The organism is Tenacibaculum sp. 190524A05c (assembly GCF_964036595.1).
GTDB classification, from domain to species: Bacteria; Bacteroidota; Bacteroidia; order Flavobacteriales; family Flavobacteriaceae; genus Polaribacter; species Polaribacter platacis.
In genome coordinates, this window is record NZ_OZ038523.1 from 4,035,327 (window position 1) to 4,056,442 (window position 21,116).

The following is a 21,116-nucleotide window of genomic DNA, read 5'->3' on the forward strand; positions in this document are numbered from 1 at the left end:
AGAGAATGAAACAGTCAAAAGCAGTATTAAAGTCATATTTTGAGACAGGTGATAGACCAACTCAAGAACAGTTCGAAAATCTAATAGATAGTTTTGTCCATGAGGATGATATCACTAAAATTTACGTGAGTAGTGTTGAAAGAAATGGAGCTACGGGTGACTCAGTTATTAAGTTGTCTAACGGAAGTAAATTACTAATCCAAAATCCAGCAAATGTTATGATACAAGATAACAAAATAAAGGTGGTAGATCTTGGTAATATCAGGTTAAATGAAGGCGGAGTTGGAATGGTAAGAAAAGAAGGGGAAGTGAGAAGAGAATCAATGAGAACAATAGTTGATAGAGAAATTGTAGAACAGCCTTCTAGAATCGATACTCCTATTAGAGAACTTCCAGTTAAATTTTACGGGATTGAAGGAGTTTTAGCAGCTACAGTTAATAGATTAAATCCACCAGTTGTAATTGAGGAGGATGAGATCGTAGTTTTTCAATACAATATTGTTCAACAAATAACAGAATCATAAAAATGGGAAGAGGAAGTTTTTTAATAAGAGGAGGTAAAGGAAAGATAGGTTTTGGCGAAAGACAAATTACTCCAGGAGATGTAATTACATTTAATGAAGATAATTCTGAAGAATTGTTTTTGGTAAACAGAAGATTAGATGGATTAGCATTAATAGCGAATAATAGTTATAGAACCTTAATCTATGATAGAGTTCCTGTGTTGGTTGTTAGTAATCCAGATTTTTCGAATCCATCATATTTTAACCCAAATCCATATTTGATTTTAAAAAATGATAAGAACGAGTTCTTTTTTGGAGTTGATTCAAGTAAGCCCAATTCTCGTTTTAATCCAGTAGGGTCAATGATAAAAATTGATGTAAATTCAACAGGAAGACTCACGAACATTATTCCAACGTTTTTTTGTCCAGGAGATTCTGGAGCAGTATATAAAGATTCAAAAGTTACTTTTTATAAAATTTACCCTACATCTCCAAATACTACATCATTCAATTTTTCTAACGGACTAACATATAGTTTTACCGTTACAAGAGAAGATACACCTATAAATAATGGAGCCTACAATTTAGCACTAATAGATGTGCCAACAAGAGCAAATGTTACGGCAGATGAGGTAAAAGCTGAAGTGAAAAACGGAGTACTATATTTAACAATTAAAAACGCTTCAACATCAGATACAAGTGCAACTAGTTTTGTAGTCTGTCAGGTTCCTTCAAGTTATGTGCCTTCTAGAACAATTAATGTAAATCTATTTAACCAACTAGGGGAATCGTTTTTTGGAACTTTAGATATAAACGGTGCACTAACGGTAATTGTTAATGGGAAAACACAAAATGGGTTGTATCTCCACACTTCAATTCCTGTTTTAGATACAAGAGATCAAGCTATACCCGTTACTACTAAACTTTAAGTAACATAAAATATAAAAGAAAAAATGCTTTAACATCCTTTTGTTAAGGCATTTTTTCTTTTCAAGTAAGTTTTATTGAATTATTCTAAAAATATAAGCTTTTTATTATCAGAGTGATAAAAAAGTAAAAATTCTTAAAACATAAGTTTTTTCTCTAAAAGATTGATTGTACTTTTCGCTTTTCAATCGAAAATCTATACATGATGAGTAAATACTATATTTTTGATTTCGATAGTACACTTACTAAAGTAGAAGCGTTAGATGTTCTAGCAGAAATAACGCTGGCCAATAATCCCAAAAAAGAAGAGATTATTGAAGAAATTATTAAGATTACCAATCTGGGAATTGATGGCGAAATTTCCTTTACGCAGTCTTTAGAGCGTAGGATAAAATTGCTAAATGCAAAACGATCCGATTTAGATGTATTGATTAATGAACTTAAGAAGAGAGTTTCTTCTTCTATAGAAAGAAATAAAGAGTTTTTTGAAACATATTCTGATAATATCTACGTTATTTCGGCAGGTTTCAAAGAGTTTATCGTTCCTATCGTTGCAGAATACAATGTCCCAGCGGAAAGAGTTTTTGCAAACACTTTCGAATTTAGCGAAGAGGACGAAATTATTGGATTTGATAGAGATAATATTCTATCGGTTCATAATGGTAAAATTGAGTGTCTTCAAAATTTACGATTAGATGGAGAAATTCAAATGATAGGAGACGGTTATAGTGATTATGTAACAAAAGAAGCAGGTGTTGCGGATAAGTTTTTTGCATATACAGAAAATGTAGAGCGTGAAAAAACTATTCAAAATGCCGATTATATTACACCAAATTTAGACGAATTTTTATTTATAAACGATTTGCCAAGAAAGATATCTTATCCAAAAAATCGTATCAAAATGTTATTGTTAGAGAATATACATGCTGATGCGTACGAAAAATTTTCTACTGATGGATTTACGGTAGAAACAGTTTCTAGAAGTTTACCAGAAGACGAATTAATTGAAAAACTTCAAGATGTTCATGTTTTAGGTATTCGTTCCAAAACTCAAGTAACACAGAAGGTCATAGAAAATGCTCCAAGATTATTAGCAGTAGGTGCATTTTGTATTGGAACAAAGCAAATTGATTTAGAAGCTTGTAAAGAAAACGGAATCGTAGTTTTTAATGCACCATACAGTAATACGCGTTCGGTTGTAGAATTAGCTATCGGAGAAATTATTATGCTAATGCGTAGTGTTTTCCAGCGAAGTACAGAAATTCACAATGGAGAGTGGAATAAAACTGCTCAAGGATCTAAAGAAGTTCGTGGGAAAAAATTAGGAATTGTTGGTTATGGTAATATCGGAAAACAATTATCGGTTTTAGCAGAAGCTTTAGGAATGGATGTGTATTATTATGATGTTGAGGATAAATTAGCATTAGGTAACGCGACTAAGCTTAATTCGTTATCTGATTTATTATCTATTTCTGATGTTGTAACCTTACATGTAGATGATAACTCATTGAATAAGAATTATATCGGAGAGAAAGAAATTTCTCAAATGAAAGATGGTGCTCATTTAGTGAATTTATCTCGTGGATTTGTAGTTGACATTCCAGCATTAACCGCGGCGTTAAAATCAGGTAAATTAGCAGGAGCTGCTGTTGATGTTTATCCAGAAGAGCCTCGAAAAAATGGAGATTTCTACACAGAGTTAAAAGGATTGCCAAATGTGATTTTAACTCCACACGTTGGTGGTAGTACAGAAGAAGCACAAAGAGATATTGCTGATTTTGTTCCTGGAAAAATTATGGCATATATCAATTCAGGAAATACTGTAGATGCAGTTAATTTCCCTAATATTCGTTTACCAAAACAGGAAAATGCACATAGGTTCTTGCATATTCATAAAAACGTATCCGGAGTTATGGCTAATATTAACAAAGTAGTTGCAGAGTATGGTTTGAATATCGTAGGTCAATATTTATCTACAGATTCAAAAGTAGGTTATGTAATTACAGATGTTGATAAAGATTACAATCAAGATGTAATTCAAGAACTTAAAAATGTAACTGGTACCATTCGCTTTAGGATATTATACTAGTACAAAATAATTCATAGTTAAATATAAAAACCTCGTTGATAATGAAATCAACGAGGTTTTTTAATCACAAAAAATATATAAAAAAGTCTGGTTAACTAATTCGAATTATTTTAATGTATCTATGTTACTTTGAATTGACCAAGCAAAATCTAACATTAATCTCTTTTGGAAAATAGAATCTCTATAACTTAAATACGTATCACCAACATAAGGAGGTGAAGAAACTTTTGAATTTACACTTACAGCTGTGTTTACAGCAGCTGACATATGACAACTCATACAGTTTGACATTGTTCCTAAGTTTGTACTTACTTTAGATCCGTTGTTATAAATATAACTTGTTTTAGCATCAAATACATCAGTACCAAAACCAGATTCTAAATAAGGATTAAATCCAATAACTAATTCTCCTTCGTTTACACCTCCAACGTATGGCTGAGCTGGAATAATCATAGAATAAGCAATGTCCATTGCATAATGTCTAGCTTGTTTAGATAAACCAATTCCGCTTCTTGCAGAAGCAATATCATCAGAACTTGGGATAGACGGAGTATCAGGGTTTGGAGACCACCAAAATGTTTGCCATACCCAACGCTTAATTTCTTTAGTTCCTACATGCATTCCTACTAGAATAGCAGTATCTCCTTCTGAAGTTTTTAGGTGTTTAAGTTGATTATCATATTCTGCTTGAGTAATACTTTTGTTCTTTAAATCAGACTTTAAACCTGAAATAATCTCTTGGTTATACTCATCAGATTGTTGTTTTGATATGCTGAAATTAATGAAATCATCTACGAAATATGTATTTTCTGTTGTTATTTTACTACAGTCATAATCAATTCTTCCATTATCATTATTTCCTTTGTTTTTAGTATCAACATGAATACAAGAAACCCAATCTTTTTCAGGATATCCTTGATCCTGATATTGTGGTCCGTGCCATGCAGACATTGTGAAAATACCATTTTCATTCAATGAATTTTGAGTAATGATTTTATATACTGGCTTAACAGTAATTGCATCATGTGGAAATTCTGGAATCTGACTGTATTCTCCAGTTTGCATTGCTTTTAATGTAGACATGTAAAATATCTTATTATCTATCGCAAACTTTTCTGCTGATGGATTATAAGCAACTACTTCTACAATATTTGTATCATCAAAATCACTTTGCTTCGCTTTCGCATGCCCGAATTGCTTTGGTTTGTTAAATTCAATCTCTGGTGCAGCATTAGCACTAGGATTATTTAATTTATGTAAGATTTGTTTTGGGCTAGACCATGTTTGATATCTTAAAACACCTCCAGTTACTGGTGTTGTTAAATGCTTCCAAACGTTCCAACTATGTTTGTACATAGCATTAAAATCATTTGCCGCAATCCACTTGTTTATAGAGGTTGAATCTGCTGGATATCCGTAGTTTACCTTCGTGTTGTCAGCATGTTGATAATGCTTATCCTTTTTATGGTTATTACAAGAGGTAATAACCGCAGCAATTGCCAGAATAGCAATTAATCGATTAGTTTTCATGAGTTAGTTTTTAATTGGTTGGTTAAAAATATATTGAAATTTAACACTTTTTAACGTAAATAGCATAAGCGTGATGATAAAAAGTATAAAGGCTTTAAAAGTGGGTATAGGTGTTCGTTCTAAATTCAAAAAGAAACAAAATGGAGGAAGCTATTTTTTATATATTTGAGTCAAAATCATTCTTTGATGAACTACGAAAACTCGTTAGACTACGCAAAACAACTAGATAAAGAAGATTCATTAGCATATTTACGTGATGAATTTCATATTCCTAAAGATAATAACGGTAACGATTGGTTATATTTTACAGGAAACTCATTAGGATTACAACATAAACAAACTCAAAAATACATTCAACAAGAACTTGACGATTGGGCAAAGTATGGAGTGGAAGGACACTTTGAAGCTAAAAATCCTTGGATGCCATATCATGAGTTTTTAACCGATAAAATGGCCAAAATTGTAGGAGCAAAACCATTAGAAGTTGTAGTAATGAATACTCTAACTACCAATCTTCATTTGTTGATGGTTTCGTTTTACCAACCTACCCAAAAGAAATACAAAATAGTAATAGAAAGTGATGCTTTCCCTTCAGATAGATATGCAGTACAATCTCAATTAAAGTTTCATGGAATTGATCCAAACAAAGGATTGATAGAATGGAAACCAAGAGAAGGTGAAGAATTATTAAATATTAAAGATTTAGAGCAAATTGTTGAGGAAAACGGTGATGAAATTGCACTGCTATTAATTGGTGGAGTAAATTACTATACAGGACAATATTTAGATCTTAAACGAATTGCCGAAATCGGACACGCAAAAGACTGTGTTGTTGGAATTGATTTAGCTCATGGAGCGGGAAATATCAATCCAGATCTTCATGAAAGTGGAGTTGATTTTGCTGCTTGGTGTACCTATAAATATTTAAACTCTGGTCCTGGAAGTTTATCAGGTTTATTCGTACACGAAAAACATGCTCATAATAAAGATTTACCGCGTTTTGCGGGTTGGTGGAATCATAATAAAGATACTCGATTTAATATGCGTCAACCATTTGATGTTATGCCGGGAGCAGAAGGTTGGCAGTTATCGAATCCACCGATTTTATCCATGGCTGCAATTCGTTCTTCATTAGATTTATTTGATAAAGTAGGAATGGAAGCTCTGAGAAATAAGTCAGAAAGATTAACTGGATATTTCGAATATCTAATTAATGAAATTGATACGGATAGAATAAAAATTATTACACCTTCTAATCCTAAAGAAAGAGGATGTCAATTGTCTATTCAAGTTAAAAATGCAGACAAAAGTTTACACAAGAAACTTACGGAAAGTAATATCATTACTGATTGGAGAGAGCCAGATGTAATCCGTTGTGCACCTGTGCCAATGTATAATAGTTTTGAAGATGTGTTTCGAATGGTTTCAATATTAAAAACACTTCTATAAATGGGAAAACGTATTCTTTTACTAATAATTTCAACATTCACTTTAGCCAGTTTTTCTCAAAGTAAATATGAGAGAGATTTTCATGTGTTCTGGGAAATGATGAATAAAGAATATGCTTATTTTGATAAAAAAGAAACGGACTGGCAAAAGGTTAAAGAATTGTATGAACCTCGAGCGAAAAAAATTACAAAGGATTGGGAGTTTACATATCTAATAGAACTTATTAAATATGAATTATATGATTCTCATGTGGGATTAAATAGAAACGTTTCTTTTTCTTTTAGATTAATACCAAATGATACTGATGCTTGGATAGTATATAAAAAAGGGAAATATATTATTTCTGATCTTCGGTCAGGGTATCGAATTATAGATTCGGGTATTAAAATTGGAAGTAAACTTATTAGTATAAATGATAAGAAAATTGAAGATTTAGTTCAAAAAAACTTACCGGCAACAGTTAAAAGTATAAATAATGAAATAAGAAGTTATATCGCTAATTTACTTTTTGCAGGAAGACATAACGAACCGAGAAAAGTAACTTTAAGTTATAAAGGAAGTAAATCTACTTTCGAATTACAAAAAGCAACGAGAATTAAACAAAACTCAGGATTACTTTACAGTGAAGTTATTGATGGAAATATCGGATATATAAAAATCAATAATACCTTAATGGAGAGTGGTTTAATTACTAAATTTATACAAAAAGTAGATGAGTTTAGTGATACGAAATCAATTATCATTGATTTAAGAGATACACATTCGGGAGGAAATACTACAGTTGCTAAAGCAATAATGGGTAAATTTATAACTGAAACAATGCCATATCAAATCCATGAATTGGTTTATGATGAAAGGCAATATGGAATAAAGCGAAAGTATATTGAATTATTAAGTCCTTTAAGTAAACCATATACAAAACCAGTTTATGTTTTAGTGGGAAGATGGACAGGAAGCGTAGGTGAAGCAATTGCTCAAGGATTTAGCTCAATTTCATCTGCTAAGGTTGTAGGAACGGAAATGGCAAAATTATTAGGAGCAATTCGATGCGAAGTTTTACCTGAAACTAAACTAAGCATTTGTTTCCCTTTTGAAAAATTATACAGTAGTAAAGGAATTCCAAGAGAGGATTTCATTCCTGAGATTAAAACAAACACAAGTATAGAAACGTATAAAAAAGTACGAGAATTATTAAATGAATAAACAAGATAAAATAGTAATTGTAGGAGCTGGATTATGTGGAAGTTTATTGGCATTACGATTAGCTCAACGTGGGTTTCAAGTTGAAGTTTATGAAAGTCGACCAGACTTGAGAAAAGTTGATATCTCTGCAGGTCGTTCCATAAATCTTGCCTTATCAGATAGAGGTTTTAAAGCATTACGTTTAGCAGGTGTTGAAGAAAAAGCTCGTGAAATTTGTATTCCAATGTACGGTAGATTAATTCACGACATTGAAGGAAATACATTTAATTCAAATTATTCTGGTAGAGAAGGTGAGTATATTAATTCTATTTCTCGTCAAGATTTGAATTCTCTCTTATTGGATGAAGCAGAGAAACTTGAAAATGTGAAAATTCATTTCAACAGTAAATGTTTATCTATTGATATTGAAAAAACTATTGCTTATTTTAAAAGTTATGAAACTCAAGAAGAGTTTTCTGTAGATGCTGATGTTATTTTTGGTGCGGATGGAGCAGGTTCTATTCTTAGAAAAAGTTATTATTTAGAGCGTAAGTTTTTATTTAGTTATAGTCAAGAATACTTAACTCATGGATATAAGGAATTAGAAATTCCAGCTAGTGAAAATGGAAGTCATTTAATTAGTAAAGACCATTTACATATTTGGCCAAGAGGAAAGTATATGCTAATTGCTCTACCAAATTTAGATGGTAGTTTTACAGTTACTTTATTCTTAAGTTACGAGGATGGAGAGTATAACTTCGAAAACTTGACTACAGAAGAAAAAGTAACAGAGTTTTTCGAAACTCAATTCCCAGATGCTTTAGCGCTAATTCCAAATATAAAAGATGAGTTTTTTAATAATCCAACTGGTCCTTTAGGAACTGTAAAATGTTCTCCTTGGGTTTATGAAAATAAAACCTTATTAATAGGAGATGCTGCTCATGCTATTGTACCATTTTATGGACAAGGGATGAATGCTTCATTTGAAGATGTTGGTGTTTTTGATGCTATTTTAGATGAGGTTGATAGTAATTGGGAAACTGTTTTCAAAACCTACCAGAAAACTAGAAAAAAAGATACTGACGCCATTGCAGATCTTGCAATTGATAATTATTATGAAATGAGAGATCATGTGGCAAACCCATTATTCAAGCAAAAGAGAAAAATAGAAATGGATTTAGAGAAAAACTTCCCAACAGAATATTTTTCTAAGTATTCATTAGTAACTTTTAATGAGAATATTGGATATAATGAAGCTTTAAAAAGAGGTAGAGCACAAGATAAAGCTTTACTTAACTTAATTGCAGATGAAGCTGTTTCTACTTCTGAAAATATGACATTTGAAGAGTTGAAAAACATACTTGAAAAAGTTCAGGAAGAAACAAATGATATTTTAGAAGAAGATAGAGTTGCAGGGTTAAAGTAATGAACACATATATTGTTTTACTTAGAGGAGTTAATGTTTCAGGTAAGAATAAATTACCTATGAAAGATTTCAGAATAGTTTTGGAAAAATTAAACTATTCTAACGTTTCCACTTATATACAAAGTGGAAATATTCTTTTACAATCGAATGAATCCAAAGAAGAAGTTATCAATAAGATTCATAATGAAATAAAAACTGAATTTAATTTCGAAATTCCTGTTATAATTAGAACTCCTGAAGAATGGAAAAAAACTATTGATAATTATCCCTTTTCTACCGAAAATGATAAAATAGTAGCTTTTAGTTTTTTAGATTCTCATGTTTCTCAAAATGAAATCGAAGTAAAAGGAATAAATGAGGATAAATATCAAATAAGTAATGATATTGTTTATTTGTATTGTCCTTCTGGTTTTGGTAAGACCAAATTAACAAACAATACAATAGAGAAAAAATTAAAGGTTAACGCAACAACTCGTAATTTAAAAACGACACTAAAGTTGTGGGAACTTTCAAAAGAACTTAACTAATGGAGAAAAAAGTAACACCAAGAGGGGCGTATCCTCATGTAAAAGTTGTCGGCGATTTTATTTTTGTTTCAGGAACTAGCTCAAGAAGACCAGATAATACTATTGCTGGAGTTGAGTTAATTGATGAAATGAATACTAAAAAGTTGGATATTGAAATTCAAACAAGAGAGGTGTTAAAAAACATTGATCGTAATCTTCAAACTGTTGGAGCGAGTTTAAAAGATGTTGTAGATGTAACAACATTTTTGGTGAACATGAATGATTTTGCTGGATATAATAAGGCGTATGGTGAGTTTTTTGAAAAAGAAACCGGACCAACAAGAACAACAGTGGCCGTTCATCAATTACCACATCCTGATTTGGTTGTTGAGATCAAAGTTACTGCCTATAAAAAACAAGAATAGAGAAGTAAGATTCAAGAGACAAGACAAAGGTGTCTTTGTTCTTTTCTCTAGGTTCTCATATCTACAAATGAAATGAACATTAAAAACTACATCAACGGAGAATTCGTAAACCCAATTAAAAATCAATGGATTGATAATTATAATCCATCGATTGGTGAGGTATATGGAAAAATTCCGAATTCTACAGAAGAAGATATTGAAAAAGCATATCAAGCGGCAAATGAAGCTTTTCCAAATTGGTCAAAAACAACATTAGATGAAAGGAGTAATATTTTATCTAAGATTGCCCAATTGATTAAAGAGAAACTAGAAGTTTTAGCCGAAGCAGAATCAAAAGATAACGGAAAGCCATTATCATTAGCAAAAGCTGTTGATATTCCAAGAGCTTCTTCAAACTTTCAATTCTTTGCAAATGCTATCACGCAATTTGCCTCTGAAGCACATGAAAGTGTTGGTTTTAATGCTATAAATTTAACTTTACGTCAGCCCATTGGAGTTGTAGGATGTATTTCTCCATGGAATTTACCGTTATACTTATTTACTTGGAAAATTGCTCCAGCCATAGCTGCAGGTAATTGTGTTGTAGCAAAACCTAGTGAAGTTACTCCAATGACTGCATTTTTACTTGGAGAAATTTGTAATGAAGCGGGTTTACCTAAAGGTGTTTTAAACATTGTTCATGGGTTAGGAAATTCAGCGGGCCAAGCTATTATAGCTCATCCAAAAATTAAAGCAATTTCATTTACAGGAGGAACTAATACAGGAGCTCATATTGCAAGAACAGCAGCTCCGATGTTTAAGAAATTATCTTTAGAGCTTGGAGGTAAAAATCCTAATATAATTTTTGCAGATTGTGATTATGACAAAATGCTATCCACTACTATAAAATCGTCTTTTGCCAATCAAGGTCAAATATGTCTTTGTGGAAGCAGGATTTTTGTAGAAGAGTCTATATATGGGAAATTCAAAGAGGATTTTGTCAAAAAAGTAAGTGAATTAAAAGTTGGCATTCCTTTTGATTCAGAAACGAATGTTGGAGCATTAGTTTCTAAACAACATCTTGAAAAAGTAAAATCATATATTGATATTGCAGAGCAGGAGGGTGGTGAGATTTTATTTGGTGGAGAAAGAGTTAGTGTAAACGGAGCAGAGAATGGATATTATTTACAACCAACGATTATTGAAGTTGATAGTAATAAGTGTAAATTAAACCAAGAAGAAATCTTTGGACCAGTAGTAACAATAATGTCTTTCAAAACTCAAGAGGAAGCACTAACTTTGGCCAATGATGTTTCTTATGGGTTATCAGCCACCTTATGGACAAATAACTTAAATAGAACCATGCAAATGAGCCAAGAATTACAAGCAGGAATAGTTTGGGTAAACACCTGGTTAATGCGAGATTTAAGAACTCCATTTGGAGGAACAAAAGCAAGCGGTGTCGGTAGAGAAGGAGGTTTCGAAGCTTTACGTTTTTTTACAGAACCTAAAAATATATGTATACAATATAAATAGTTGAATTTATGAAAATTAGATTATCAGTACTACTGTTGTTTTTGTCAATCGTTAGTTTTGGTCAGAAGAAAGATATCCAAGTACATAATACAGAAAAATATTTCATAGAATACCCAAAGAGTTGGTCATTTGAATTATCTGAAAATCCAAGTGTAGAATTTATTCTTAAAACCAAAGAACAAAAAACAGATCCGTTTAGAGAAAATATTACACTTGTTATTCAGGATCTTAAGGAGAAAGATATGTCTCTTGAAGAGTATATTGAGTTGACAGAATCACAACTAAGAAATATGATGAAAGGGTCAATAGTTTCTGAAAATATGTACGACAAGATTAAGAAAAGACATGTACTTGTATATTCAGTAAATGTGTCATCAGCTTATTTGAAAGTTAAGCAGCATTTCTATAAAAAAGGAAATCAAATCTATATATTAACTTTTACCGCTTTAAAAAAATCTTTTGAGGATTATAAAAGAGCAGCAGACACCGTTTTAAATAGTTTTGTGTTTAAACCAAATAAATAATGAATTTAGATCTAGAAAATAAAAATGCATTGGTTTGTGGAAGTACTCAAGGAATTGGAAAAGCCACTGCTATTGGTTTAGCTGAAGAAGGCGTAAATGTTACTTTGGTAGCAAGAAATGAGGAAAAGTTAAAGGCAGTTCTAAGTGAATTACCCAATAATAACCAAAACCATAGTTATATAGTTGCTGATTTTACAAATCCAGAAGATTTGAAAAATAAAATTGAAGCATCTAAAAATAACTATCATATTCTTATTAACAATACTGGTGGGCCGGCAGGAGGTCCAGTTTTTAATGCGGAATTAAGCGAGTTCGAACGTGCTTTTACTATGCATTTAAAATGTAATCATGTGTTAACTCAAGCCGTTGTTCCTTTTATGAAAGAACAAGGTTACGGAAGAGTAATAAATGTAATTTCGACATCCGTGAAACAACCCTTAGATGGACTAGGTGTATCGAATACAATTAGAGGTGCAGTTGCGAATTGGTCTAAAACAATGGCAAATGAATTAGGTCAGTTTGGAATTACAGTGAACAATGTGTTGCCTGGCGCTACTTCTACAGAAAGATTAAATGAAATTATAAATAATAAAGCTAACAAAACAGGTAAGTCTGTAGACGAAGTAATTAATACAATGAAAAATGCTGCTCCAGCAAAGAGATTTGCAAAGCCAGAAGAGGTTGCTAATGCAGTTGTGTTTTTAGCAAGTGAAAGAGCAAGTTTTATAAACGGGATTAATGTTCCTGTTGATGGAGGTAGAACAAAGTCTTTATAAGACTAGACTTATAAAAAATTAAAAACACCAGAGTAGAAAATTTAAATTTTACTCTGGTGTTTTTGGTTAAAGGTAAGTAGTGGAATACCTTAGTTATTTTCACACCAAACAACTAAATAAGGACTAGATGGTAAGTCATCCCAGTCTTTACCTTCATTGTTAATAGATATTTTGAATGCTGTATATTCCTTAATAATAACTCCTTGTTGGTTAAATTGTTCTTTAGATATAGTTGCTGTGCTTCCATCTCCGTAAAATATTTTCAATCCTTTGTAAAAGTCAATATTATCAATTCCTCCATTTATCGCCTCTATTTCTGTTCTTACGGTAATTTCTGTAGCGGTTTCAGAAATTCTACATACTCTTGATCTCAATCCTGGTTTTGAAGAACCAGTTCCATCGGGTACAGAGCTTAGACATTCTGTATTATATTCAACCCAATTTTTGCAGCTGTCATCGGTATTTCCATCCCCAGATCCATCTCCCGTTACAAAGGCCTTATTATTTGCAGAATTCCAAGAAACGGCATCACCGTTTTTCACTTCTTTGTCTGTAAACACTCTCTTAAATCCATCTTTCGTGAAACCTGAAAATTGTAATATTCCTCCTTTATCAACAGTTACATCAACACTTTTCGTTTCACCAGATTTTATACCCGTGAGAAAAGCTAAATCAGACCCTCCTATATCATTTCCATCTTGATCGTAAACTAAAACTGATGAGGTAGACTCAGAGTCATTTGCAGAATTTGGACTAAAAGTATAAGTAAAATTAAAAGTAACAGAATTAGAGTCTTCACTAGAACATGAAACTAGAACTGTTAGGACTGTAAATAAGAAAAGTTTTAAGTACTTCATATGATGTAGTTTTATGACAGAAACAAAGCTCAGGAACAAAAAAGCCAAATCAAATACCTAAGAATGGGTAATTCTTGTAAAGTCAAGATTCTTATGTGAATAACTAGAATTTTTAAATTTATTTAAGTTTACAATGGCTATTTCTTTTCACTTTACTTAAATTTATAACTCATTAAAACTTACATATGAATCTAGTTCAACCTTTAAATTTTAAAAAATGGATTGACGAACATCGTCATTTATTGAAGCCACCAGTAGGAAATAAACAAGTTTGGGATAATGGTGAATATATAGTGATGGTTGTTGGTGGACCGAATAGTAGAAAGGATTATCATTATAATGAAACTCCGGAGTTTTTCTATCAAGTAGAAGGCGATATGGTTTTAAAAATTATAGATGATAAAGGAGAAATGGTAGATGTAGAGATAAATGAAGGAGATATTTATTTGTTGCCAGCTAAGGTTCCACACTCTCCACAAAGAAAAGAGAATACGGTTGGTTTAGTTATTGAATATCCACGTTCCGAAGGAATGTTAGATGCATTGGAGTGGTATTGTGAAAATTGTGGAACTCCATTGTATAGAGAAGAGTTTGCTTTGGACGATATTGAAACTGATATGCCGAAAATTTTCGATAAATACTATTCAGACAAGGAGAAATGTACTTGCTCGAATTGCGGAACCGTAATGGATGCTCCTAAGAAAATAAAGTAATGATTGAAGAAGCTAAATTAAGTTTTGATAAGCAAGGATTTATGAAAACTTTAGGTGCTGAAATCATTCACATAGAATCAGGCTTGCTTAAAATTCGTTGTGAAAAGCATTCTGGATTAACCCAACAAAATGGCTTTTTTCATGCTGGTGTTTTAACAAGTATAATGGATGTTGCATGTGGATATGCAGCATTAACTACAATGCCTAAAGATTCTGATGTGTTATCAGTGGAATTTAAAACAAATTTAATGCGTCCAGCAATTTCGGATGTTATTATTGCAACCGGAACGGTAATAAAATCCGGTAAGACTTTAGTTTTTTGCGAAGCTAAAGTTACTGATGAAAAAGAAGAAACTATTTTTGCTACGTTACAAGGAACTATGATTTGCTTAAAAACTAAAAATTAATGAAACGTAAACTACGTATAAACGGACATTCACATTTACTTCCGTATCCAGAACAAATTCCTCAATTCATGAAAGATAAAGGGATTTTTTGGGTGGATAAAGACAAAAAATTTATGCTCCAAAAAAACTGGAAAAGGCCAGTTACGGATTCAAGTTTCTTTTTGAATGAGAAATTGGAATGGATGGATCATTTTGAAATAGATCATGCGGTTGTTTTGAATTTATCTCAACTTTATGGAAATGGATTACGTTTAGAAGAAATGAAACAAGCTTTGCGTTTTCAGAATGATTTTAATGCTAGGATTCAAGAAGATCACCCAAGTAAATTTACATGTGGTTTTGTGGTACATCCAGGTTTCGTTCGTGGTGCATGCTGGGAAATAGAGCGTTGTGTAGAGCAATTAGGAATGAATTTATTATGTCTTCCTACACATTATATGGATACAATTGGAACGTGGCGTTGTATTTTTGATGAAGAAAATGAACCAATTTTTGAACTTGCAGATAAGTATAATTTAGCAGTAGAGGTACATCCATATGATGGTGAAAAGTTTATTAAGCTTGAGAATACAAGTTGGAGATTCCATTTGATATGGATGTTGGCGCAATGTGCAGATGCATATCATTTTTTAACCTTAAACGGATATTATGAGAAGTATCCGAATATGAGAATATGTTTTGCTCATGGCGGACAATTAGCTCAAATGAATTTAGGAAGACGAATTCAAGGATTCGATGGAAGACCAGATTTATTTGAAGATAAAATTCACCCAAGAAAAGCAGTAGGACATAAGAATATATTTTTCGATACTCTCGTTCATGATACAGGTTCATTAGAGTTATTAATAAAAAATCAAGGTACAGATCAAATTCTAATTGGTTTGGATGATCCATATCCATTAGGTGAAATGGAAAGCGATAAACAATCTTCGTATCCAGGAAAAATATTGGATTTAGCAATTAATAGAGAAATTATTACTGATCAACAGAAAGATCAAATGTGGGAAGATAATGTACTGCAATGGCTTTTTGGAAATGATAATAAGAAGAAGGAGGAATTAGTTAACAAGATATTGACTTAATGAACCAACTCACGCAATTTCATAACCTGTCTCATATATTCATTTCTTTTATAGGAGCAATGTTGTTATTTGCGATCTATTACAACATTCAAAAACGATTTAAAACTGTTTTAGAGGAAGGTGTTGTATTTAAAAGAGTGGACAAAGGATTACTGTATTTGGCATTTGGAATGTTAGTTTGGGTGCTCTCTGGAATTATAGCCTACACCGTAAATCATTTCCAAGTTGAAAAAACATTATGGTACCAAGTAACTATTAATTTGGTATCTACTTTAAACAATCTTTTTTGGTTACTAGCTTTATATTACGTTAACGAAGCTCCCAAGTTTATATATCGAAATGAGAAAAATGTTCGCCTCATAAGCGGTGTTATTATTTTAACAGCAGTACTTACCATTGCAGCTACGTTTTTAGTTGGAGATAAAACCGTAAATGGAATTAAATTAATAGCTATTCCTGACGTACTTCTAACAACATTTTTATGTTTGTTAATGGGAGTATCTTTCTTTAAAACATTCATGCAACGAGGACTGAAATTAGTAGCTTTTATTGCAGTCAGTGCTATTTTCTTATTGTTTATTTCACAACTATCTGATTTATTTATCTATATGGGAACAGATTTTATAAATCAATTGGTACGAATAGTTGCTAAAACCTCTTTAGTTTCAGTATTTCTTGTTTTAGCGACAAGTTGGGTTATTCAATTAGCGAACACGCCTAAACCAAATGAAATGAAAATCCACTTTTTGGATTGGTCTCTTTTAAAATTGACAATTCCATCAAAAGGAATTTATAATGAGAAAATAGATTTTGGATCAAAAACAACTCAATACAAGAATTTACTTTTGTTTGCCATAAGAAGAAAATTTAAAGATGCCTTAGAACAAAGTATCATTGTCAATTCTGGAGGAGAAATAAAAAGTCAGACTTATCTTACAAGGATTATAGATAATATTAATTCAATTTTAGAGTTAGAAGATGAAAATAAACTGGAGAGGAAGGATCTGATAACTTTTATTGGAGAAAGTAAATATCGATTACGAATATTACCAGAACATATTAGTATTGATGAAGCATTATTGGCGGAATTCAAGAGAGATTTCTGAAAAAACAAACTCACAAAAACTCACAAACCTTATTTTTTATTACAAATTACTACAAGTGTTCAAATAGTTTTAGTTGAAAATTAGATTCGCTGAAACTTTTTGAATTATGAAAACATTTTCAGCAACCACCGATGTGTTCGGTCACCCAAGAGGATTATTATATTTATTTTTTGCAGAATTATGGGAACGGTTTTCCTTTTACGGAATGCGAGCTTTATTGGTTTTATACATGACCAAGCAATTACTGTTTTCAGATGAAATGTCCTTTGGAATTTATGCAGCATACATGTCTTTGGTTTATGTAACTCCTCTTTTAGGAGGTATGTTAGGCGATAAAATTCTTGGATTTAGAAAGGCAATTGTATTAGGTGGCGTATTAATGGCTTTAGGTCACTTTTTCTTGACGTTTGAACATCTTGTATTCTTTTATAGTTCATTGGGCTTTATAATTATTGGAAATGGCTTTTTTAAGCCAAATATATCTTCTTTAGTAGGAAAACTATATAGTGAAGGAGACCATAGAAGAGATTCTGGATTTACTATTTTCTATATGGGGATTAATATCGGTGGAGCAATAGCACCATTATTGTGTGCATGGTTAGCGGAAGTATATGGTTGGCATTATGGATTTGTTTTAGCGGGTGTAGGAATGTTATTGGGGTTGTTAGTTTTTAAAAACGGATTACAAAAAGATGTATTTGAAGAACACGGATCTGTTCCTGACGAAATTAGATTCAGACAAAAAAAATGGGGAATCACAAACGGAAACCTAATTGTTATTGCAGCGTTCTTAGCTGTTCCAGTTTTTGCACTTATTGTTCGTTTTCATCAGTTTGAACATTATTTAGTTTGGGTTATTACTTCTTTTTTAACAATTTACCTCGTTTATATTTTTAACCAGATCAAAAAAGAAGAACGACAAAGGTTAGTGGTAGCGATTTATTTCACGGCATTGTACACATTGTTTTCAGCAATTTTTGAACAAGCTGGAAGTTCATTAACATTGTTCGCTGATAGGAGTGTGAATCTAATTGGATTAAATGCTGCTCAAACCAATAGTATTAATTCTGGGTTTATCATTTTGCTGGCTATTCCATTTTCAATGCTATGGACATTTTTAAGCAAGGTAAACAGAAATCCAAATTCAGTTATAAAATTTGGGTTAGGAATTTTCTTTTTAGGATTAGGATTCGTCATTTTTGGATTATCCGCTCAACATACTGATGAGTTTGCTAAGACTCCAATGTTTTATTTAATATTTGGAACATTCATATACACAATAGGCGAACTTTTCTTATCGCCTATTGGCTTATCTAAAATGACAGAATTATCACCAGAGAAGTATATTGCCTTTATTATGGGGGTGTGGTTTTGTGCTAACTTTTACGGACATTTTTTTGCAGGTAAGATTGCGAAATTCACATCAGTTTCAACAAAAGGATTAGGTGCTTTTTCGGAAGGCTTCTTTGGAGAAATTACCAGTATAATTTCAGGGTTATCAGCTGAAAATGTTATTAAGAGTGGAGAGCAATTACAACAATTGTATTCCTATGTTTCTGTATATGCAAATTTTGGTGTAATGACAGCAACTATTGGAATATTGGTAATTGTGTTTTCAAATCCTATAAAACGATTAATGAACGGAGTGAAGTAAGTTAAAAATATATATAAAACAAAAAAGCCTCAATCACTTGAGGCTTTTTTTATGTTAGTCTGTTCTATTATTTGAAAGTAGAACTTGCATTAATTGCAACTTCACTCCAAGTTTTAGAAACGCCGTCTTCTCCTGTATGTAAATCTTTACAAACTTTATTTAAAGATTCTATTGCACTTTTAGCATTCCATTTCTCGATATCCATAGTAGAACTCATGGTAAAAGTTTTACCGTCAATTGAATATTTAAATGGAAGTTTTTCTGTAACACCATTCATTGTAAAGTCAGCAATACCAGTACTGTCAGTTTCGATGTTTAATTTACCTGTAAGTGAAACTGTATTTTCCATTACACTAAAGAAGAACTTTCTAATTTTTAAATTTCTTCCGTTATCTTTAGTTTCTAAACTACTAATTGGAATATTAAATTCAGCACCATTCATTGCTTCTTTAACACTATTTCCTTCACCACCTTTAGTAATTTCAATCTTTTTAAAAGTACCATTTACAGGAACTTTCGCAGTTGTTTTATAGGCTGTAAAATTAATGCTGTTATCTGCATTTTTTAAAGAGTAAGGTGCAGTTGGTTCTGTTTTTACTACTTCTTTAGTTTCTTCTTTTGGAGTATCTTTTTTCTCTTCTGTTTTACAAGAAGTAAGTAGAGTACTACTAAATATAAAAGCTAATAAAATCGTTAAAAATTTGTTCATTATAATTGATTTAAAGATTGATCAGAAATTTACTACAGATTACCATTCGAAGTAATCTTTTTTTATAATTATACTTTATTTTAATATTGAATTTACCAATTCAATGTAGTTTTTCTTTGCTTCTTCTTCATTCATACCTTTCAATTGTGCCCAAGCATTAAATTTAAAAGCATTTTTTAAATCATCTTCACTCATGTTGAAAGAGAAATTATCTCCTCTAGTAGCTTGCTTATAATACGCGTAAAGCCTTAACAAAACATCAGGAGCTAACTTTTGTTTTGTTGAAGATGCTTTTTGTATCGCCTCATTAAATTGTATGTCTAAATTAGAAACCATTCCTACATTAAGTAATGTATATACAAATATACAAAGGGAGCAAGGAAAAACAAGCTATCTAAACGATCTAAAAGTCCACCATGGCCTGGCATAATGGTTCCACTGTCTTTTACATTTGCTTGTCGTTTAAACTTACTTTCCACTAAATCTCCATAAGTTCCAAGAACAGAAGTAATAATTGCAATTATTAGCCAGTTTTGAATGGTTAAAATCTCTGAATATCGACCGATTAAAAATCCAGCAAAAACAGAAAACAAAAAACCACCGATAAATCCTTCGATTGTTTTCTTTGGAGATATACGTTCAAATAATTTAGTTCTTCCAAAGTTCTTACCGACTATATAAGCGAAGCTATCATTAGTCCAAATAATTAAAATAACACAAATAATTATTTTAGGTTGATAATCGCCATTTAAAAATGGTAAAAACGCAAGAAAAAGGAATGGTAGAACTAAGTAACTGATTGTGGTGAAAGATTTCAATAAGTGATTTCTTTCATAATAATTTTTCTTGTATAAATCAATTATTAAGTAAACTGAATGTACTAGGCAAAAGAGCAATAAGTATATAATTTTATCACTATCTAAAATTTTTAAATAATTCAACACTATTAAACCAACCATAGAAACAACCGGTAAAATTGCATTTTGAATTTTTATAATTTTAGAAAACTCCCATAAACAGACTGCTCCGAAGAATGTAATCAGTCCGATATAAGTATCTTGTGAATAAACAATTGCTGATATAAAAACTATTGCATAAACTATTGCTGAAATAATTCTAGTTGAAAAATTGTTCATGTTTATAAATCTTCAAATAGTAACAAGTATAAGTTTTTTGAATTACTATTACCATAATTCAAAAAGTCATCTGCTACGTTATCTGTTATAGAATAGTTCTTAACCGAACTAATGTTAGTTGGAATATTTCCTCTGAAGTTTGTTTTGATACCAGTAAGACCTTCGCTTATATTTTTTACAAGCTGACTTGTGGTAGCGTAAACAATAAAATTGTCAGATAAAGAAGCCAGTTTATGACTTCCGATTTGATTTGAAGAGAATAATATTTCCCCAGAGTTTGCGATTAAATGTTCGCAAGAAACAAAAATTGGATTATTATTTTTTAATGTTTTATCTATTGAAATATCAATTTTCTTAGTAAGTTTCAATAAATCCACATCGTTGCACGACAAAGTATCCCATTTATTTTCCTTAGAAATACTTTGAAGATTATGTATTACTTCTTCTATTTTGGTGCAATAAAGGAATTTACCTCCTTTATTTATAAAATGATGCACAAAAGAATCATCCAAGGATAATTTTACCGGTTGTTTCTTGATATAATTATCCTTACCTGATTCTTTATATGAGCTAAATAACTTTCTTAAAAAATTCATTAAA

22 protein-coding genes are annotated in these 21,116 nt (G+C 31.5%); 16 read left to right on the forward strand and 6 right to left on the reverse strand.

From position 1 onward, the window contains the following. Positions 1–5 precede the first annotated feature (5 nt). The 3 genes from ABNT61_RS18170 to serA all read left to right on the forward strand — a co-directional run bounded on the left by ABNT61_RS18170 (position 6) and on the right by serA (position 3,519). Positions 6–524, forward strand: a complete 519-nt coding sequence (locus ABNT61_RS18170) for a hypothetical protein (protein WP_348744271.1) — start codon at positions 6–8, stop codon at positions 522–524. 2 nt (positions 525–526) lie between these two features. After that, a complete protein-coding gene (locus ABNT61_RS18175) occupies positions 527–1,432 on the forward strand; it encodes a hypothetical protein (protein WP_348744272.1) in 906 nt (301 codons plus the stop codon). Positions 1,433–1,635: 203 nt separating this feature from the next. Continuing rightward, complete coding sequence (gene serA, locus ABNT61_RS18180) at positions 1,636–3,519, forward strand: phosphoglycerate dehydrogenase (RefSeq protein ID WP_348744273.1); 1,884 nt, start codon at positions 1,636–1,638, stop codon at positions 3,517–3,519. Between the two features lie 105 nt (positions 3,520–3,624). Here the strand turns inward: serA and ABNT61_RS18185 are convergent, their stop codons facing one another. Next, positions 3,625–5,049: a hypothetical protein gene (locus ABNT61_RS18185; protein WP_348744274.1), complete on the reverse strand. Its 1,425-nt coding sequence runs from the start codon at positions 5,047–5,049 to the stop codon at positions 3,625–3,627. Between the two features lie 186 nt (positions 5,050–5,235). Here ABNT61_RS18185 and kynU point away from each other — a divergent pair, with 186 nt between their 5' ends. The 8 genes from kynU to ABNT61_RS18225 all read left to right on the forward strand — a co-directional run bounded on the left by kynU (position 5,236) and on the right by ABNT61_RS18225 (position 12,852). Further along, positions 5,236–6,498 carry a kynureninase gene (gene kynU / locus ABNT61_RS18190; protein ID WP_348744275.1) on the forward strand — a complete coding sequence of 421 codons (1,263 nt, stop codon included), beginning with the start codon at positions 5,236–5,238 and terminating at the stop codon, positions 6,496–6,498. After that, positions 6,499–7,701: a S41 family peptidase gene (locus ABNT61_RS18195; protein WP_348744276.1), complete on the forward strand. Its 1,203-nt coding sequence runs from the start codon at positions 6,499–6,501 to the stop codon at positions 7,699–7,701. Beyond that, complete coding sequence (locus ABNT61_RS18200; protein WP_348744277.1) at positions 7,694–9,106, forward strand: NAD(P)/FAD-dependent oxidoreductase; 1,413 nt, start codon at positions 7,694–7,696, stop codon at positions 9,104–9,106. The genes ABNT61_RS18195 and ABNT61_RS18200 overlap by 8 nt, the downstream gene beginning before the upstream one ends. Next, positions 9,106–9,633, forward strand: a complete 528-nt coding sequence (locus tag ABNT61_RS18205) for a DUF1697 domain-containing protein (RefSeq protein WP_348744278.1) — start codon at positions 9,106–9,108, stop codon at positions 9,631–9,633. Before ABNT61_RS18200 ends, ABNT61_RS18205 begins: the two co-directional genes overlap by 1 nt. After that, on the forward strand, positions 9,633–10,037 hold the full coding sequence (locus ABNT61_RS18210) for a RidA family protein (protein ID WP_348744279.1): 405 nt from the start codon (positions 9,633–9,635) through the stop codon (positions 10,035–10,037). Before ABNT61_RS18205 ends, ABNT61_RS18210 begins: the two co-directional genes overlap by 1 nt. 72 nt (positions 10,038–10,109) lie before the next feature. Beyond that, on the forward strand, positions 10,110–11,552 hold the full coding sequence (locus ABNT61_RS18215; RefSeq protein WP_348744280.1) for an aldehyde dehydrogenase: 1,443 nt from the start codon (positions 10,110–10,112) through the stop codon (positions 11,550–11,552). Between the two features lie 8 nt (positions 11,553–11,560). Continuing rightward, entirely contained in the window at positions 11,561–12,076 is a 516-nt protein-coding gene (locus tag ABNT61_RS18220; protein WP_348744281.1) for a PsbP-related protein, read from the forward strand. Continuing rightward, positions 12,076–12,852: an SDR family oxidoreductase gene (locus tag ABNT61_RS18225; protein ID WP_348744282.1), complete on the forward strand. Its 777-nt coding sequence runs from the start codon at positions 12,076–12,078 to the stop codon at positions 12,850–12,852. The genes ABNT61_RS18220 and ABNT61_RS18225 overlap by 1 nt, the downstream gene beginning before the upstream one ends. Positions 12,853–12,941: 89 nt before the next feature. On the opposite strand, the gene ABNT61_RS18230 is transcribed toward ABNT61_RS18225, so the two are convergent. Continuing rightward, on the reverse strand, positions 12,942–13,709 hold the full coding sequence (locus ABNT61_RS18230) for a hypothetical protein (protein ID WP_348744283.1): 768 nt from the start codon (positions 13,707–13,709) through the stop codon (positions 12,942–12,944). A 185-nt stretch (positions 13,710–13,894) separates the two neighbouring features. On the opposite strand from ABNT61_RS18230, the gene ABNT61_RS18235 reads away from it, so the two are divergent. The 5 genes from ABNT61_RS18235 to ABNT61_RS18255 all read left to right on the forward strand — a co-directional run bounded on the left by ABNT61_RS18235 (position 13,895) and on the right by ABNT61_RS18255 (position 18,671). Further along, positions 13,895–14,422 (forward strand): 3-hydroxyanthranilate 3,4-dioxygenase, encoded by a 528-nt coding sequence (locus ABNT61_RS18235; protein WP_348744284.1) that lies wholly within the window; start codon positions 13,895–13,897, stop codon positions 14,420–14,422. Then, positions 14,422–14,829, forward strand: a complete 408-nt coding sequence (locus ABNT61_RS18240; RefSeq protein ID WP_348744285.1) for a PaaI family thioesterase — start codon at positions 14,422–14,424, stop codon at positions 14,827–14,829. The genes ABNT61_RS18235 and ABNT61_RS18240 overlap by 1 nt, the downstream gene beginning before the upstream one ends. Then, positions 14,829–15,911, forward strand: a complete 1,083-nt coding sequence (locus ABNT61_RS18245; protein ID WP_348744286.1) for an amidohydrolase family protein — start codon at positions 14,829–14,831, stop codon at positions 15,909–15,911. The genes ABNT61_RS18240 and ABNT61_RS18245 overlap by 1 nt, the downstream gene beginning before the upstream one ends. Continuing rightward, positions 15,911–17,017 (forward strand): hypothetical protein, encoded by a 1,107-nt coding sequence (locus ABNT61_RS18250; RefSeq protein ID WP_348744287.1) that lies wholly within the window; start codon positions 15,911–15,913, stop codon positions 17,015–17,017. The genes ABNT61_RS18245 and ABNT61_RS18250 overlap by 1 nt, the downstream gene beginning before the upstream one ends. A 106-nt stretch (positions 17,018–17,123) precedes the next feature. Next, entirely contained in the window at positions 17,124–18,671 is a 1,548-nt protein-coding gene (locus ABNT61_RS18255; protein WP_348744288.1) for a peptide MFS transporter, read from the forward strand. Positions 18,672–18,738: 67 nt separating this feature from the next. Here the strand turns inward: ABNT61_RS18255 and ABNT61_RS18260 are convergent, their stop codons facing one another. The 4 genes from ABNT61_RS18260 to ABNT61_RS18275 form a co-directional block, all read right to left on the reverse strand. Further along, positions 18,739–19,380, reverse strand: coding sequence for a YceI family protein (locus ABNT61_RS18260; RefSeq protein WP_348713617.1), 642 nt, complete (start codon positions 19,378–19,380; stop codon positions 18,739–18,741). A 75-nt stretch (positions 19,381–19,455) separates the two neighbouring features. Further along, complete coding sequence (locus ABNT61_RS18265) at positions 19,456–19,716, reverse strand: acyl-CoA-binding protein (RefSeq protein WP_348713618.1); 261 nt, start codon at positions 19,714–19,716, stop codon at positions 19,456–19,458. A 2-nt stretch (positions 19,717–19,718) separates the two neighbouring features. Further along, positions 19,719–20,516, reverse strand: a complete 798-nt coding sequence (locus ABNT61_RS18270; protein WP_348744289.1) for a phosphatidate cytidylyltransferase — start codon at positions 20,514–20,516, stop codon at positions 19,719–19,721. Between the two features lie 2 nt (positions 20,517–20,518). Beyond that, entirely contained in the window at positions 20,519–21,112 is a 594-nt protein-coding gene (locus ABNT61_RS18275) for an LUD domain-containing protein (protein ID WP_348744290.1), read from the reverse strand. Positions 21,113–21,116 lie beyond the last annotated feature (4 nt).